Annotated in this window: 14 protein-coding genes; 7 read left to right on the forward strand and 7 right to left on the reverse strand. The window is 69.4% G+C overall.

Annotated features, from left to right (window positions below):
* Positions 1 to 143: 143 nt before the first annotated feature.
* Complete coding sequence (locus BST15_RS10695; protein WP_046189698.1) at positions 144 to 701, forward strand: chorismate mutase; 558 nt, start codon at positions 144 to 146, stop codon at positions 699 to 701.
* Between the two features lie 7 nt (positions 702 to 708).
* Here the strand turns inward: BST15_RS10695 and pssA are convergent, their stop codons facing one another.
* Genes pssA through BST15_RS10715 form a run of 4 tightly spaced genes read right to left on the reverse strand, consistent with a single transcriptional unit; the run spans position 709 to position 4,508 of the window.
* Positions 709 to 1,611 carry a CDP-diacylglycerol--serine O-phosphatidyltransferase gene (gene pssA, locus BST15_RS10700; protein ID WP_046189697.1) on the reverse strand — a complete coding sequence of 301 codons (903 nt, stop codon included), beginning with the start codon at positions 1,609 to 1,611 and terminating at the stop codon, positions 709 to 711.
* Positions 1,608 to 2,315: a phosphatidylserine decarboxylase gene (locus tag BST15_RS10705; RefSeq protein WP_046189696.1), complete on the reverse strand. Its 708-nt coding sequence runs from the start codon at positions 2,313 to 2,315 to the stop codon at positions 1,608 to 1,610. Before BST15_RS10705 ends, pssA begins: the two co-directional genes overlap by 4 nt.
* A gap of 25 nt (positions 2,316 to 2,340) precedes the next feature.
* Positions 2,341 to 3,570, reverse strand: coding sequence for a molybdopterin molybdotransferase MoeA (moeA, locus tag BST15_RS10710; protein ID WP_046189695.1), 1,230 nt, complete (start codon positions 3,568 to 3,570; stop codon positions 2,341 to 2,343).
* Positions 3,571 to 3,584: 14 nt separating this feature from the next.
* A complete protein-coding gene (locus BST15_RS10715) occupies positions 3,585 to 4,508 on the reverse strand; it encodes an SDR family NAD(P)-dependent oxidoreductase (RefSeq protein WP_046189694.1) in 924 nt (307 codons plus the stop codon).
* A 96-nt stretch (positions 4,509 to 4,604) separates the two neighbouring features.
* Here BST15_RS10715 and BST15_RS10720 point away from each other — a divergent pair, with 96 nt between their 5' ends.
* Both BST15_RS10720 and BST15_RS10725 read left to right on the forward strand, forming a co-directional pair.
* Positions 4,605 to 5,141, forward strand: a complete 537-nt coding sequence (locus tag BST15_RS10720) for a PH domain-containing protein (RefSeq protein WP_370759856.1) — start codon at positions 4,605 to 4,607, stop codon at positions 5,139 to 5,141.
* Between the two features lie 44 nt (positions 5,142 to 5,185).
* Positions 5,186 to 6,634, forward strand: a complete 1,449-nt coding sequence (locus tag BST15_RS10725; protein ID WP_109370846.1) for a PH domain-containing protein — start codon at positions 5,186 to 5,188, stop codon at positions 6,632 to 6,634.
* 39 nt (positions 6,635 to 6,673) lie between these two features.
* On the opposite strand, the gene BST15_RS10730 is transcribed toward BST15_RS10725, so the two are convergent.
* Positions 6,674 to 8,365, reverse strand: coding sequence for a DEAD/DEAH box helicase (locus BST15_RS10730; protein ID WP_046189692.1), 1,692 nt, complete (start codon positions 8,363 to 8,365; stop codon positions 6,674 to 6,676).
* 55 nt (positions 8,366 to 8,420) lie between these two features.
* On the opposite strand from BST15_RS10730, the gene BST15_RS10735 reads away from it, so the two are divergent.
* Positions 8,421 to 9,122 carry a M24 family metallopeptidase gene (locus BST15_RS10735; RefSeq protein ID WP_046189691.1) on the forward strand — a complete coding sequence of 234 codons (702 nt, stop codon included), beginning with the start codon at positions 8,421 to 8,423 and terminating at the stop codon, positions 9,120 to 9,122.
* A gap of 8 nt (positions 9,123 to 9,130) precedes the next feature.
* Here the strand turns inward: BST15_RS10735 and BST15_RS10740 are convergent, their stop codons facing one another.
* Positions 9,131 to 10,042 carry an SDR family NAD(P)-dependent oxidoreductase gene (locus BST15_RS10740; RefSeq protein ID WP_046189690.1) on the reverse strand — a complete coding sequence of 304 codons (912 nt, stop codon included), beginning with the start codon at positions 10,040 to 10,042 and terminating at the stop codon, positions 9,131 to 9,133.
* A gap of 100 nt (positions 10,043 to 10,142) precedes the next feature.
* On the opposite strand from BST15_RS10740, the gene BST15_RS10745 reads away from it, so the two are divergent.
* From BST15_RS10745 to BST15_RS10755, 3 genes are all read left to right on the forward strand, one after another.
* Positions 10,143 to 10,697, forward strand: coding sequence for a TetR/AcrR family transcriptional regulator (locus BST15_RS10745; protein ID WP_083070942.1), 555 nt, complete (start codon positions 10,143 to 10,145; stop codon positions 10,695 to 10,697).
* A 246-nt stretch (positions 10,698 to 10,943) separates the two neighbouring features.
* Complete coding sequence (gene groL, locus BST15_RS10750) at positions 10,944 to 12,569, forward strand: chaperonin GroEL (RefSeq protein WP_046189688.1); 1,626 nt, start codon at positions 10,944 to 10,946, stop codon at positions 12,567 to 12,569.
* A 127-nt stretch (positions 12,570 to 12,696) separates the two neighbouring features.
* Positions 12,697 to 14,034 carry a bifunctional adenosylcobinamide kinase/adenosylcobinamide-phosphate guanylyltransferase gene (locus BST15_RS10755; protein ID WP_046189687.1) on the forward strand — a complete coding sequence of 446 codons (1,338 nt, stop codon included), beginning with the start codon at positions 12,697 to 12,699 and terminating at the stop codon, positions 14,032 to 14,034.
* Here BST15_RS10755 and BST15_RS10760 read toward each other — a convergent pair.
* Positions 14,021 to 14,407 carry a pyridoxamine 5'-phosphate oxidase family protein gene (locus BST15_RS10760; protein WP_046189686.1) on the reverse strand — a complete coding sequence of 129 codons (387 nt, stop codon included), beginning with the start codon at positions 14,405 to 14,407 and terminating at the stop codon, positions 14,021 to 14,023. The two genes, BST15_RS10755 and BST15_RS10760, sit on opposite strands and share 14 nt — an antisense overlap.
* Positions 14,408 to 14,430 lie beyond the last annotated feature (23 nt).

The following is a 14,430-nucleotide window of genomic DNA, read 5'->3' on the forward strand; positions in this document are numbered from 1 at the left end:
TACCACCACCGGTCGGCGCGTTCGCCGGTCGCTCCCTGCCCCGGACCGACCGGCGAACGCGCCGACCGGTGGTGGTACCAGCCTTTCCAACCTCAAGCACCGCCAACACCCAACTAACGCGTCCGCGCGCTTGAATAGAGCCCATGCGGTCACACATCCTGATAGCGGCGCTCGGCGCGGCCCTGCTCACGGTCGCGTCCCCGGCCAGCGCGGACAGTGCATCGGCGTTATCCGATCTGGTGGACGCCGCGGCCCAGCGGCTCCAGGTCGCCGACGACGTGGCGGCGATCAAATGGCAGACCGGAGCCGCCATCGAGGACCCGGCGCGGGTGGAGCAACAACTGGACAAGCTGTCCGCCGACGCCGCCAGAGATCACCTCGACCCCGGCTACGTCCGAACGATCTTCGCCGATCAGATCGCCGCCACCGAGGCTGCCGAGCACTACCGGTTCGCCCAGTGGAAGCTGGACCCCGCCGCCGCGCCATCGGTCGCGCCAGAACTGGCCGCGTCGCGGGCACGGATCGACGGCTTCAACCAGGTGATGCTGGCCCAGATTGGGCAGCGCTGGGAGTTGCTGCGCTCCCCGGACTGCGCCGTTGAACTCGATCAGGCGACCCGGATCGTCAGCGACTCACGGCAACTCGACGAGTTCTATCGGCGAGCGTTGTCCTCGGCGACGCAGGATTACTGCTCCCGGTAGGGGCGGCTCAACGACTGGGCTTGCGCAGTCTCAGGCGGGCCATCGACTGACCACCGGGCCGGCGGATGCCGCGGCGCACGCCCGGACGGCGGCCCGGCTGCGCCCGGCGAATCGCCCGCCGTGCTGCCCTGCGTTCCTTCGGCGCGTCTTCCCACGCCTCCGGGTGTGCGGCGACCCAGCGTTGACTGCGGACCGAGAACGGGATGGTGCACAGGTACAGCCCGATGAGCACCAGTACCAGCACGTAGGGGAACAGGAACGCCGCCGCGGCCACCAGCGCCAGCACCGCCAGCAGGACCGCGGCCAGGTGCGGCGGCACCGACACCGCGTGCATCTTGCGCATCGGGATTCGGCTGACCAGCAGCATGGAGGTGCCCACCACCCAGATGCAGGTGAACCACTGCGACGTCCACCAGCCGTCACCGAACTGCAGCTTGGCGGCCAGTAGGCCCATCAGGGTGATCGCACCGGCCGGGGCGGGCATCCCGACGAAGAACTCCCGGGTGTAGGCCGGCTGGGTGGCATCGTCGAGCAGGGTGTTGAACCGGGCCAGCCGCAGCACCACACACACCGCGTACAACAGCACCACGATCCAGCCGGCCGGTTGTGTCGACAGCAGGGTCACATAGATGACCACCGCAGGCGCCACCCCGAAATCGACGGCGTCGGCCAGGGAGTCGATCTCAGCACCCATGCGTGACTCGGCATCCAGGATGCGGGCCACCCGTCCGTCCAGACCGTCGAGGATGGCCGCGGCGGCGATCAGCGCCATGGCCAGATGGGGCTGTCCATCCAGTGCGTACTTGATGGAGGTCAGGCCGGCGCAGATCGCCAGCACCGTCATGGAGCTGGGCAGGATGTGCAGGCCCACCGGACCCCGGTTGCGCGCCGCGGGGGCGTGACTCGTCATGACAGCGTGGCGAGCACGGTCTCGCCGGCGACCATGCGCTGGCCCACGCCCACCAGCGGCTGCGTGCCCACCGGGAGGTAGACGTCCAGGCGCGAGCCGAACCGGATCAAGCCGTAGGTGTCGCCGATCGCCAGATGGTCGCCGGGCCGGGTGTCACAGATGATGCGCCGCGCGACCAGTCCGGCGACCTGAACGGCGACCACCTCGGCGCCCTCGGCGGTGCGGATGCGCACACTGTTGCGCTCGTTGTCCTCACTGGCTTCGGCGCGGTCCGCGGATCCGAACCGACCGGCCCGATGCACGACCTCGATCACCTCACCGCCGATCGGTGCGCGCTGGACGTGCGCGTCGAAGACCGACATGAAGATGCAGACCCGCGGCAGGGGGGTGTCGGGCAGGTCCAGTTCTGGGGGCGGTGCCGCCGTGTCGACCAGGCAGACCTGGCCATCGGCAGGTGCCACCACCGCACCCGGTCGGGTGGGTGGCACCCGGTGCGGATGCCGGAAGAATCCTGCGCAGGCGCCGGCGGCCAGCAGCCCGGCGCCGCGCACCCACCGACGCTTGCGGCCCAGCACGGCCAGCCCCAGTGCACTTCCGACGAACGGCAGCCCCGCGCTGTGCATCGGCGGCACCGTCGAGCGCACCAGTTCGATCAGGTGTCGGATACCGCCGGGATCATCTGCTGCGCGGGGGCGTCTGGCCATTGGGCCATCTTAGAAGCTGGGGTGTTCACGTGGTGAGGTCCCAGACCTCCACCGGAGTGCCCTCCGGCAGTTCGGTCACCTCATCGGCGATGTCCAGCAGGCAGTTCGCCGAAGCCAGATAGCGCAGATGATGCGAGGCGGGCGGCCCGTAGTTGGTGACGGTCCCGGTCTCGGCGTCGAGCAGGCCGCGCCGGAACTGGCGCTTGCCGGCCGGGGAGATCAGCTTCTCGGCCAGAATTGCGGTGCGCAGCGGTCGATCGGGGTTCGGCAGGTGCATTGCGCGCCGCAGTGCGGGCCGCACGAACACCTCGAAGGACACTTGGGCGCTGACCGGATTGCCCGGCAGGGTGATGATGGCGCAATCGGATCCGGGCGCACCGATTCTGCCGATGCCCTGGGGCATCCCGGGCTGCATCGCCACCTTGACGAAGTGCACCCCCTGGCCGCCGTCGCGGCCGAAGGCGTCCTTGACCACCTCGTAGGCGCCCGCGCTGACCCCGCCGCTGGTGATCACCAAGTCCACCGCCCCGTCCCGCACGCCGTAGCGGTCGAGCACGCCGATGAACTCAGCGGTGTCGTCGGCGACCGTCACCGCGGCCACCACCTCGGCGCCGGCCTCTCGCACTGCGGCCGCCAGCATCACGCCGTTGGATTCGTAGATCTGGCCGGGCGCCAGCGGTGTGCCCGGAGCGACCAGTTCGGAACCGGTGGAGATCACCAGAACCCGCTGCCGGGGCTGCACCGTCAGCTCGGCCAGACCCAGCGCCGAGGCCAGGCCGGCGGCCGGTGCGGTGACGACCTGCCCGGCCCACAGCACCGTGGTGCCTGCGGCGACGTCGCCTCCGGCGCGACGGATATGGCGGCCCGGCGGCGTGGGGGCATGGATCCGGACCACCTCGGCCCCGCCGTCGGTGTCCTCGACCGCGATCACCGCGTCGGCGCCACCCGGAAAGGGGGCGCCCGTCATGATGCGGTGCGCGGTACCCGGCGTCAGTGTGGGGATATCGGTGCGTCCGGCGGGAATGTCCTCGGGCACAGGCAAAGTCACCGGATGTTCCGGCGCCGCGTCGGCCACATCGGCGGCCACCACTGCGTAGCCGTCCATCGCGGAATTGTCGAAGACCGGCAGCGAGATCGGCGCGATGACATCCGTGGACAGGACCAGGCCCGCGGCATCGGACACCGCCACAGCGGCCGGCGGCCGGGCTTGAACCAGGTCGGTGACGGCCCGCTGATGCTCTTCGACGGATCGCATGCGGACAGTCTGACCTAGACGGGGAAGGTGATCGCGGTCAGTTCCTCAGACACCGCCCACAGCCGCTGCTGCAGCTCGACGTCGTGGGCCTGCTTGCTGGCCTCGACCAGCTTGGGTTGCCCGCGCTGCTCGCCTATTCCGCTGGGCCCGTAGTACTGGCCTCCAACCACCTCGGGGTCGGTGGCCGCCCGCAGGACCGGCAGGGCACCCATGGCGGCGCTCTGCACCATCAACGGCGACAGCAACCGGTCGGCGGGACGCAGAAAGGGTGGCAGGTAGCGCGTCAACTCGGTGTGCGCCGTACCGGGATGGGCGGCCACGGCGATAGTCGACGCACCATGAGCCGCCAGCCGGCGTTGCAACTCGTAGGTGAACATCAGGTTGGCCAGCTTCGACTGACCGTAGGCGGCGATCCGGTTGTAGCCGTTCTCCCATTGCAGGTCGTCGAAATGGATCGCGGCCATGATCCGGTGCGCCATGCTGCTGACCGTCACCACCCGTGAGCCCGCCACCTGCATCAGCTGCGGCAGCAGCAGCCCGGTCAAGGCGAAATGCCCGAGATGGTTGGTGCCGAACTGCAGCTCGAATCCGTCGACGGTGGTCTGCTTGGGCGTGTACATGACACCCGCGTTGTTGATCAGCAGATCGATGCGGGGGTAGGTGCTGCGCAGCTGTTCGGCGGCCTGCCGGATCGACGCCAGCGAGCTCAAGTCGAGTTGTTGAACGACGACGGTGGCGTGCGGGTGCTCGGCGCTGATCCGACCAGCGGCGGCATCGCCCTTGTCGAGATCACGGACCGCCAACACCACCACCGCGCCGTGGCGGGCCAACGCGGCAGCGGTGTGATAGCCGATTCCGGTGTTAGAGCCGGTGATTACCGCGATGCGTCCGGTCTGGTCGGGCACGTCCTCTGCGGTCCAGGTGTCCCGAATGCCCATGTGACAAACGATACTCAGGTGACAGCACCTTGGCCGCGTCCGCTTTCCCCCCCGTTGCCGATGCGGCCCGGCCCGCGCCCTGACATCCTCTCCTACATGGCCCAGCACGAAAACCAGTCCGGCGAGATGATGCTGCTCGAACCCGCCAACCCGCCCAGCTCCCGCGCGCCACTGGTCTGGGCGATGGTCGGTGCGGTGCCCTGGCTCGTGCTGGCAGTGCTGGAGTTGGGCTGGGCCATGGCCGATGAGCAGATCGCCGAGGCGACCGTGCGCTACCCGCACTGGCTGCACACCGCCGCCCTGGTGATCACGGCGCTGGGCCTGGTGGTTTCGGTCGTGATCGCCCCGCTGTGGCGTTACCGCGTGCACCGGTGGGACCTCAGCGACCGAGCGGTCTACACCCGGACCGGCTGGTTGGTGCAGGAACGCCGGATCGCGCCGCTGTCGCGGGTGCAGACGGTCGACACCTACCGGGGACCGCTGGACCGGCTGCTGGGGCTGGCCAATGTGCGGGTGACAACCGCGTCCTCCGCCGGTGCGGTGCACATCGTTGCGCTGGATGCCGCGGTCGCCGACTGGGTGGTCGAGCAACTGACCGACATCGCCTCGCTCGGGGCAGGGGATGCCACGTGAGCAGCGTCCCCGGTCAGCCGGGCTGGCAGCGGTTGAGCCCGCGGATGCTGCTGGTGCATCCGCTGCACGAGCTGCTGCGCGAGCTGCCGCTGCTGGTCGCGGTGGTGGTGTTCGGCTCGGCGACCGACAACCAGCTCTGGGTGCTGCCGCTGGTGGGGGCGATCGCCGTGGTGGGTGTGACGCGCTGGTTCACCACGGGTTACCGGATCGAGTCCGACCCCGAAGCGGGCCTGGTCCAGCTGCGCTCCGGCCTGATTCGCCGCAAAGTGCTGTCGGTGCCGCGTAATCGCATTCGTTCGGTGGAGACCGACGCCAGGCCGTTGCACCGACTCCTGGGTCTGACCGTGTTGCGCGTCAGCACCGGCCAGCATGCGGCCGGAGACGGGGCTTTCGAGCTGAACGCGGTCGAGAGCGCTCAGGTGCCCCAGCTGCGGGCGATGCTGCTGGCCCACACGGGGCAGGGCGACGATGACCCCGAATCGGCGCCCGCGCCTGCGACGGTGTTGGCGCGGTGGGATCCGTCGTGGCTGCGCTACAGCCCCCTGAGCCTGTCCGGGCTGGTGATGGTCGGCGCCGCGGTGGGAGCACTGTTTCAGAGCGGAGTCTGGGCGGCGCTGCAGGATTCGCCGGTGAGCAGGGACTGGATCATCGCCGCCGAGCAGTTCGGACTTCAGCAGAGCGCGGTACTCATCGCCGCCGCGCTGTGGGTGGTGTCCATGGTGTTGGCGGTGCTGCGCTCCCTGCTGACCTACGGAAACCTGGTGCTGTCGCGCAGATATGGGGCAGCGGGCGACGTGCTGGCGCTGAGCTATGGGCTGCTTCGGGTCCGCCATTACAACTACGACATGCGTCGGCTGCGTGGCGGAACGCTGCGACGGCCATTGCTGGTGCGGCTGTTCGGCGGTGCGCGGCTGGATGCGGCGATGACGGGTGTCACCGGCGAAGGGGAGTCCTCGATCCTGCTGCCGCCGTGCCCGCGGGCCACCGCCGAGGACGTGTTGACCGGACTGGTCGATGACCCCGCCGCGGTCTCCGGGCCGCTACGCAAACATGGGCCGGCGGCCACTCGGCGGCGCTGGACCCGGGCGATGATGGGACCGGTGGCTCTGGGTGCGGGGCTTGCTGTTGCGGCCGTGTCAGGCGGGGTTCCCCCCTGGTGCTGGGCGCTGTGGGCTGCGCTGATGGCGGGTGCGGCGGCGCTGGCCGCGGACCGGGCGAGGGTCCTCGGGCATCGTGTCGATGAGCGCTGGCTGTCGGCGCGCACCGGCAGTTGGGAACAGCGCCGCTACTGCATCGCCACCGCCGGAATCGTCGGTTGGACGGTGCGCCAGAGCTGGTTTCAGCGCCGGGCCGGGTTGGCAACCCTGATCGCGGCCACCGCCGCGGGGGTCAAGGCCTACCGAGTGGTCGATGTGCCCCAGGACTGGGCGTGGTCGGTGATCGCCCAGGCTTCACCGTGGTTGGCCGACAGCGCCGGGGCTCACCGGGGCTGAGCGCGCTTCAGCTAACCGGGAGGCTGATTCGGCCGGACCCTACAGCTGACGGATGGCCACGATCCGCGCCCGCAGCTGATCCGATGTCGCCGCCGCCACCGGCGGGCCGCCGCAGATCCGGCGCAATTCGTTGTGAATCCAGCCGTGCGGCTTGCCGAGTCGATGGTGTGCCGCCGACACCAGCGCGTTGAGCTCATGGCGCAACGCCCGCAATTGACCGTGCGTGGTCACCGGCGCCGGAGCCCCCCCGGCGGCGGCCACTTTCGACCGGCGGTCCAGCTGCTCCTCCTGGCGCTGCCGCAGCAAGTCACGCATCTGGTTGGCATCGAGCAGCCCGGGGATACCCAGGTAGTCGGCCTCTTCCTCGCTGCCGGCCGGGGTGGCGGTGCCAAAGGATGCGCCGTCGAAGATCACCTGGTCCAGTTCGGCGTCGGCTCCCAGCGACTCGAACTTGTGCTCCAGCTCCGAGGGTTCGTCGCGCCGGCGTTCGGCCTCGGCGAACTCGTCGCGCTCGGACTCCCGGTGGGGCTTGCCGAGGACGTGGTTGCGCTGCTGCTCCATTTCGCTGGCCAGCCCCAGCAGTGAAGGCACCGACGGCAGGAAGATGCTGGCGGTCTCGCCGGGCCGGCGTGACCGCACGAATCGGCCGATCGCCTGGGCGAAGAACAACGGGGTGGACGCGCTGGTGGCATAGACACCGACCGCCAGCCGGGGCACGTCGACGCCTTCGGAGACCATCCGCACCGCTACCAGCCAGCGGCTGGTGGCCGCGGAGAACTGGGCGATCTTGTCCGAGGCGCTCGGGTCATCGGAGAGCACCACCGTGGGTTCCTCGCCGGTGTGCCGCTTCAGCAGCACCGCGTAGGCGCGGGCCGCCTTCTGGTCGGTGGCGATGATCATGCCGCCCGCGTCGGCCATGCCGCCGTCGCGCAGCTGGCGCAGTCGCGTGTCTGCGGCGGTGATCACCGCCGGCATCCATTCCCCGGCGGGGTCCAGCGCGGTGCGCCACGCCCGCGCCGTGTGCTCGGCGGTGAGCGGTTCGCCGAGCCGGGCCGAGTGCTCCTCCCCGGCGCTGTCGCGCCAGCGGGCTTCCCCCGAGTACGCCATGAACACCACCGGGCGCACCACGCCGTCGGCGAGCGCGTCGGTGTAGCCGTAGCTGTCGTCGGCCACCGAGCGCAGGTGGCCGGCGCCGTCGGGCTCATAGTTCACGAACGGGATGGGGCTGTCGTCGCTGCGGAACGGGGTACCGGTCAGGGCCAGCCGGCGGGTGGCGTCGTCGAATGCCTCCCGGATGCCCTCACCCCAGCTCTTCGCGTCGCCGCCGTGGTGGATCTCGTCGAAGATCACCAGGGTTTTGGCGGCCTCGGTGCGCACCCGATGCCGGGCGGGATGGCTGGCCACCTGGGCATAGGTGACCACCACACCGTGGTACTCCGAGCTGGTCTGCGAGTCGGAGTTGGAGAACCTCGGGTCCAGGGCGATCCCGTGGGATGCGGCGGCGGAGGCCCACTGCACTTTCAGGTGTTCGGTGGGGACCACGATGGTGATCCGCTCGACGGTGCGGTCGGCCAGCAGCTCGGCGACGATGCGCAGAGCGAACGTGGTCTTGCCTGCGCCGGGGGTGGCCACCATCAGGAAATCCCGCGGCTTGGCGGTCAGATAGCGCACCAGAGCCCGGCGTTGCCAGCCCCGCAAAGCCCGGGTGCTGGGCGCTGCTTCAGCCCGCACCCGGTCTCCTATCTGATCGAGATCGAGTCTAGGGCAAGCCGATAGCATCGCTGGTGTGTCCACCCCGCGCGAGCCGGAATCCGTGCGTGTCGAGCGACTCCGCGACGCGCAGGCCAAGGCCGCCGCCCTCTTCGGTGAGATCGAGCGCCGCGGCATGGTCCGTCCCGGAGTCGGGGAGCGGCAGCTCTCCGACGAGATCCGTGACCTGGCCGCGGACATGTTCGGGGTGACCCGGCATTGGCATCGCCGGGTGGTGCGGGCCGGGGAGAACACCCTGCTGCCGTTCCACGCCGACCCGCCCGACCGGGTGCTGGCCGACGACGACATCGCCTACCTGGATCTGGGGCCGATCTTCGAAGAGTGGGAGGCCGACTTCGGTCGCACCTTCGTGCTCGGTGAGGATCCGGACAAGCTGGCGCTGCGTGACGCGCTGCCACGGGTGTGGCAGGCCGGCCGGACCTTCTTCGAGGCGCACGCGGACATCACCGGGGCGCAGCTGTACGAACACGTCGTCGGCCTGGCCCAGGCCGAGGGCTTCGAATTCGGGGCTCCGATTGCCGGGCACCTGCTCGGGGAGTTTCCGCACAAGAAGATCTCCGGTGACGAGGCCCGGTTCTACGTGGCGCCCGGATCCGACGAACCGATGCGGCGCACCGATCCCACCGGCAGGGTCTGCCACTGGATCCTGGAGGTGCACCTGGCGAACCGGGCCCGCGGCTTTGGCGGCTTTTACGAACAGCTGCTCGACGTGGTGTGAGTCCCCGATCAGCTGACCGGGTAGTGCACCCCGGTCAGCTCCTCGGAAACCGTCCACAGTCGCTTCTGAACGTCGGTGTCGTGGGACTTGCGACTTGACTGCACCACCTTGGGGTAGCCGCGCTGCTCGCCCCAGCCGTCAGGGCCGTAGTACTGCCCGCCCAGCACGCCGTGGTCGGTGGCGGCACGCAGTGTCGGTAGGGCGCCCATGTCCGCACCCTGGAAGAGCGGTTCGATCAACGGCGTCACACGCGCGAGCAACGGGGGCAGGTTGCGAGTCAACTCGGTGCGGGAGCCACCGGGGTGTGCGGCCGCCGCGATCGTGGTCCCGTGTGGGGCCAGCCGGCGTTGCAGTTCGTAGGTGAACAGCAGGTTCGCCAGCTTCGCCTGGCCGTAGGCCGCGACCCTGCTGTAGCTGCGCTCCCACTGCAGGTCGTCGAAGTGGATGTCGGCGCGGATGCGGTGACCGATGCTGCTGACCGTCACGATCCGCGAACCCTCGACTGGCAGCATCCGGTCGAGCAGTAGACCGGTGAAGGCGAAGTGGCCCAGGTGGTTGGTGCCGAATTGCAGCTCGAAGCCGTCTTTGGTGGTTGATTTCGGTGTCCACATCACGCCCGCGTTGTTGATCAGTAGGTCGATCCGGTCGTGGTCTGCCCGCAGTTGCTCGGCCGCGGATCGGACGGAGTCCAGGGAGGTCAGGTCGAGTTCCTGCAGCGCGACGCTGGCGCCGGGATTGCGTCGACTGATCAGGGCGGCGGCGTCCTTGCCCTTGTCGAGATTGCGCACGGCCAGGACGACGTGGGCGCCGCGGGCGGCGAGCGCGGCCGCGGTTTCGTAGCCGAGGCCGGTGTTGGCTCCGGTGATGACGGCGACGCGGCCGGTCTGGTCGGGAATGTCTGTGGTGGTCCATGTGGCCATGGGAGGCTCCTGGGCGGTAGGTTAAACGGGGCGGACGCTCCGGTTGCTTCAAACTATACGGAACGCACGCCCCGTTTTGTCAACCGAGAGGAGCTGTGAGGTGTCTGAACAGGCACGTCCGTTGCGTGCTGACGCGGCGCGCAACCGGGCCCGTGTGCTGGAAGTCGCCTACGAGACCTTCGCCTCCGAAGGGTTGTCGGTGCCCATCGATGAGATCGCCCGACGCGCCAAGGTGGGGGCCGGGACCATCTACCGCCACTTCCCGACCAAAGAAGAGCTCTTCCAGGCGGTCGTCCAGGACCACATCCGGCGGCTCGTCGAGGGGGGTTACGCGCTATTGGAATCCGACGGCCCGGGTGAGGCCCTGTTCGGCTTCCTGCGTTCCATGGTGCGCTGGGGCGCCAAGGATCGCGGTGTGGTCGAGGCGCTTGCGGGTCTCGGCATTGGGGTAGGGCAGGAGGCCGAGGGTGCATTTCTCGCCCTGCTCGGCGAGCTGCTGCAGTCCGCTCAAGACGCCGGTACGGCGCGCCGCGACGTCGACACGCGTGACGTGAAGTCGCTCCTGGTCGGGTGCCAGGCGATGGAGTCCTACAACCCGCAGTCGGCCGAGCGGGTGACCGACGTCGTCATCGACGGCTTGCGGGCCCGCCCATAGCGCGTCGCACGCCCGCGTGTCGCCCGGCCTCTCCGCCTGCAGTGGCGCCTCCTGCATCGTCGCCCGGTGACCTTGCACTCTCCATGGGCGAGTGCTAAAAATGACGTTGGCACTCGCGACCAGTGAGTGCTAGGTCGGGACGGTGAGGCAGGGCCGCACCTGCGGAGCACACCCACAGCCGTCCGTCGCGGGCACTGAACCCGACCGACAAGACGTGCACCCCCTAACCGGAGGAAACACTTCGCAATGGCTAAGCAAATTGCGTACGACGAAGAGGCTCGTCGCGGCCTCGAGCGGGGCCTCAACGCCCTCGCCGACGCGGTCAAGGTGACGCTGGGCCCCAAGGGCCGCAACGTCGTCCTGGAGAAGAAGTGGGGCGCCCCCACGATCACCAACGATGGTGTCTCCATCGCCAAGGAGATCGAGCTGGAGGACCCGTACGAGAAGATCGGCGCCGAGCTGGTCAAAGAGGTCGCCAAGAAGACCGACGACGTCGCGGGTGACGGCACCACCACCGCCACCGTGCTCGCCCAGGCCCTGGTCAAGGAAGGCCTGCGCAACGTGGCCGCCGGCGCCAACCCGCTGGGTCTGAAGCGCGGCATCGAGAAGGCCGTCGCAAAGATCACCGAAGGTCTGCTTGCCACGGCCAAGGCGATCGAGACCAAGGACCAGATCGCGGCTACGGCCGGTATCTCCGCGGGCGACCAGACCATCGGTGACCTGATCGCCGAGGCCATGGACAAGGTCGGCAACGAGGGTGTCATCACCGTCGAGGAGTCCAACACCTTCGGCCTGCAGCTGGAGCTCACCGAGGGCATGCGCTTCGACAAGGGCTACATCTCGGGCTACTTCGTCACCGACGCCGAGCGTCAGGAAGCCGTCCTGGAGGACCCCTACATCCTGCTGGTCAGCTCGAAGATCTCGACCGTCAAGGACCTGCTGCCCTTGCTGGAGAAGGTCATCCAGTCCGGCAAGCCGTTGCTGATCATCGCCGAGGACGTCGAGGGCGAAGCCCTGTCGACCCTGGTGGTCAACAAGATCCGCGGCACCTTCAAGTCCGTTGCCGTCAAGGCTCCGGGCTTCGGTGACCGTCGCAAGGCGATGCTGCAGGACATGGCGATCCTCACCGGTGGCCAGGTCATCAGCGAAGAGGTCGGCCTGTCGCTGGAGAGCGCCGACGTCGCCCTGCTGGGCACCGCCCGCAAGGTCGTCATCACCAAGGACGAGACCACCATCGTCGAGGGCTCGGGCGACTCCGACGCCATCGCCGGCCGGGTGGCGCAGATCCGCGCCGAGATCGAGAACAGCGACTCCGACTACGACCGCGAGAAGCTGCAGGAGCGCCTGGCCAAGCTGGCCGGCGGTGTTGCGGTGATCAAGGCCGGGGCTGCCACCGAGGTGGAGCTCAAGGAGCGCAAGCACCGCATCGAGGATGCTGTGCGCAACGCCAAGGCCGCCGTGGAGGAGGGCATCGTCGCCGGTGGTGGCGTGGCCCTGCTGCAGGCCGCTCCGTCGCTCGACGAGCTCAAGCTCGACGGTGACGAGGCCACCGGTGCCAACATCGTGCGCGTCGCGCTGTCGGCTCCGCTGAAGCAGATCGCCTTCAACGCGGGCCTGGAGCCCGGCGTTGTCGCCGAGAAGGTCACCAACTCGCCGTCGGGCACCGGACTCAACGCCGCGACCGGCGTGTACGAGGACCTGCTCAAGGCCGGCGTTGCCGACCCGGTGAAGGTGACCCGCTCGGCGCTGCAGAACGCGGCGTCCATCGCGGCACTGTTCCTGACCACCGAGGCCGTTGTCGCCGACAAGCCGGAGAAGGCGGCCGCACCCGCGGGCGACCCGACCGGTGGCATGGGCGGCATGGACTTCTAGGTCACTGACGACGAGGCCCGGTCCCCTTCGGGGACCGGGCCTTCGTCGTTTACGTTGACTCTGCGCGCACCGGGCAAAAGTGCGAGTGCGGTGTCTGGTCAACGCAGAGTCAACGGCGGGAGGTGCCATGGAGGTCCTGCTGTTGGGCACCGGCAGCGCCGACGGCTGGCCCAACCCGTTCTGCCGCTGCGCCTCCTGCTCGACGGCGGCACACGTGCGCGGCCAGACCGCCGCGCTGATCGATGACGTGCTGGTGCTGGACTGCGGCCCGGAGGCCCCCCGTGCCGCGCTGCGCTTCGGGCGGTCGCTGGCCGGGGTCCGGCACATTCTGTTCACCCATGGCCACCCCGATCACGTCGGCCCCGCGGCATTGCTGATGCGGCACTGGACCGGTGCGACCGAACCGCTGGACGTGGTCGGCCCACCCAGCGCCCTTCAGCAATGCGAACACTGGGTGGGGCCCGACGATCCGGTGCGATTCACCACGGTGCGGGCCGGCGACCGAATCCGGCTCGGCGACTACGACATACGGGTTCTGGCTGCCAACCATGGGGCCGACATCGGCGGCGACGCAGTGCTCTACGACCTGGAATCGGATGACGGCCGAATCTTCTGGGCCACCGATACCGGTCCGCTCCCGGACGCCACCTATGCCGGGGCGGCCGGCGCCGGCTATGACGCGGTGTTTCTGGAGGAGACCTTCGGCACGTACACCGCCCACGGCACCGAACACCACGACCTGCCCGGGTTCGCCGACACAGTGGCGCGGCTGCGTACCGTCGGTGCCGTCAGCGACACCACCGACGTCGTCGCGATACACCTGAGTCACCACAATCCGCCTGAGCCGGAATTGGCTGCAGTACTGTCGGATTCGGGAGCTCGACCGGGACGCGACGGTGAGGTGGTGCGAGTGGGTGCAGGTGGCGCTCGCCCGATCCGCACCCTGGTGCTGGGCGGGGCACGCTCGGGCAAGTCGGCACACGCCGAAGCGTTGCTGGCCGCGGAGCCGGCCGTGACCTACCTGGCCACCGGCGGCATTCGGGAAGGCGACTCGGAATGGGCGCAGCGGGTGCGGCTACACCGCGCGCGCCGCCCAGACTCCTGGCGCACGGTCGAGACCACCGACGTCGCATCGGAACTCCGGTCGGCTGCTCACCCGCTGCTGCTGGACTGCCTGGGCACCTGGCTCACCGCCCGCATGGACCAGCACCGCGTCTGGGACGGTGGCGCACTGGACGGCGTACACGCCGACATCGACGAGCTGGTGGCGGCCTGGCAGGACTGCCCCGCACACGCGGCGGCGGTGAGCAACGAAGTGGGCAGCGGGGTAGTGCCGGCCACCGCCTCGGGGCGGTTGTTCCGCGACCTGCTGGGGGTGCTCAACGCCCGGATGGCCGCGGCTTCCGACGAGGTCGTGCTGATGGTGGCCGGGCGACCGCTCAGGCTGCCCGTCACTGCGCCTTGAGCTGCACGCAGTCGTGGGCGGTGCCGACCGCACGCTGCGTCCCCGGCTCGAACATCGGCCGGTGCAGCAGGGCTTTCGTAGGGGTCACCAGCACCGGTCCGGCCGGATCCGCGGGAAGCTCCGCCTGCCCGTCGACGAGCAGCGAGTACTGGTCGACCCCGGAGGCCGGCCAGACCAGGGTGACGGCGTTGCGACGGGACAGGTTCTCCCGGCCGTGCGGACCCACCGCCCCGATGTCGAGCCGGGTTCCGTCGAAGTGGGGAGTGATTGCGGTGGTGCGCGCCCGGTAGTCGTCGCCGACGGTGACCAAGAACGCGAAGCGGTAGCCGCGCAGCAGCTCGGCCAGGCGTGGCAGATCGACGGAGGCGGCCATGTCTTGAGGATAGTTATCAGCCA

The organism is Mycolicibacter arupensis (assembly GCF_002086515.1).
Taxonomy (GTDB): Bacteria; Actinomycetota; Actinomycetes; order Mycobacteriales; family Mycobacteriaceae; genus Mycobacterium; species Mycobacterium arupense.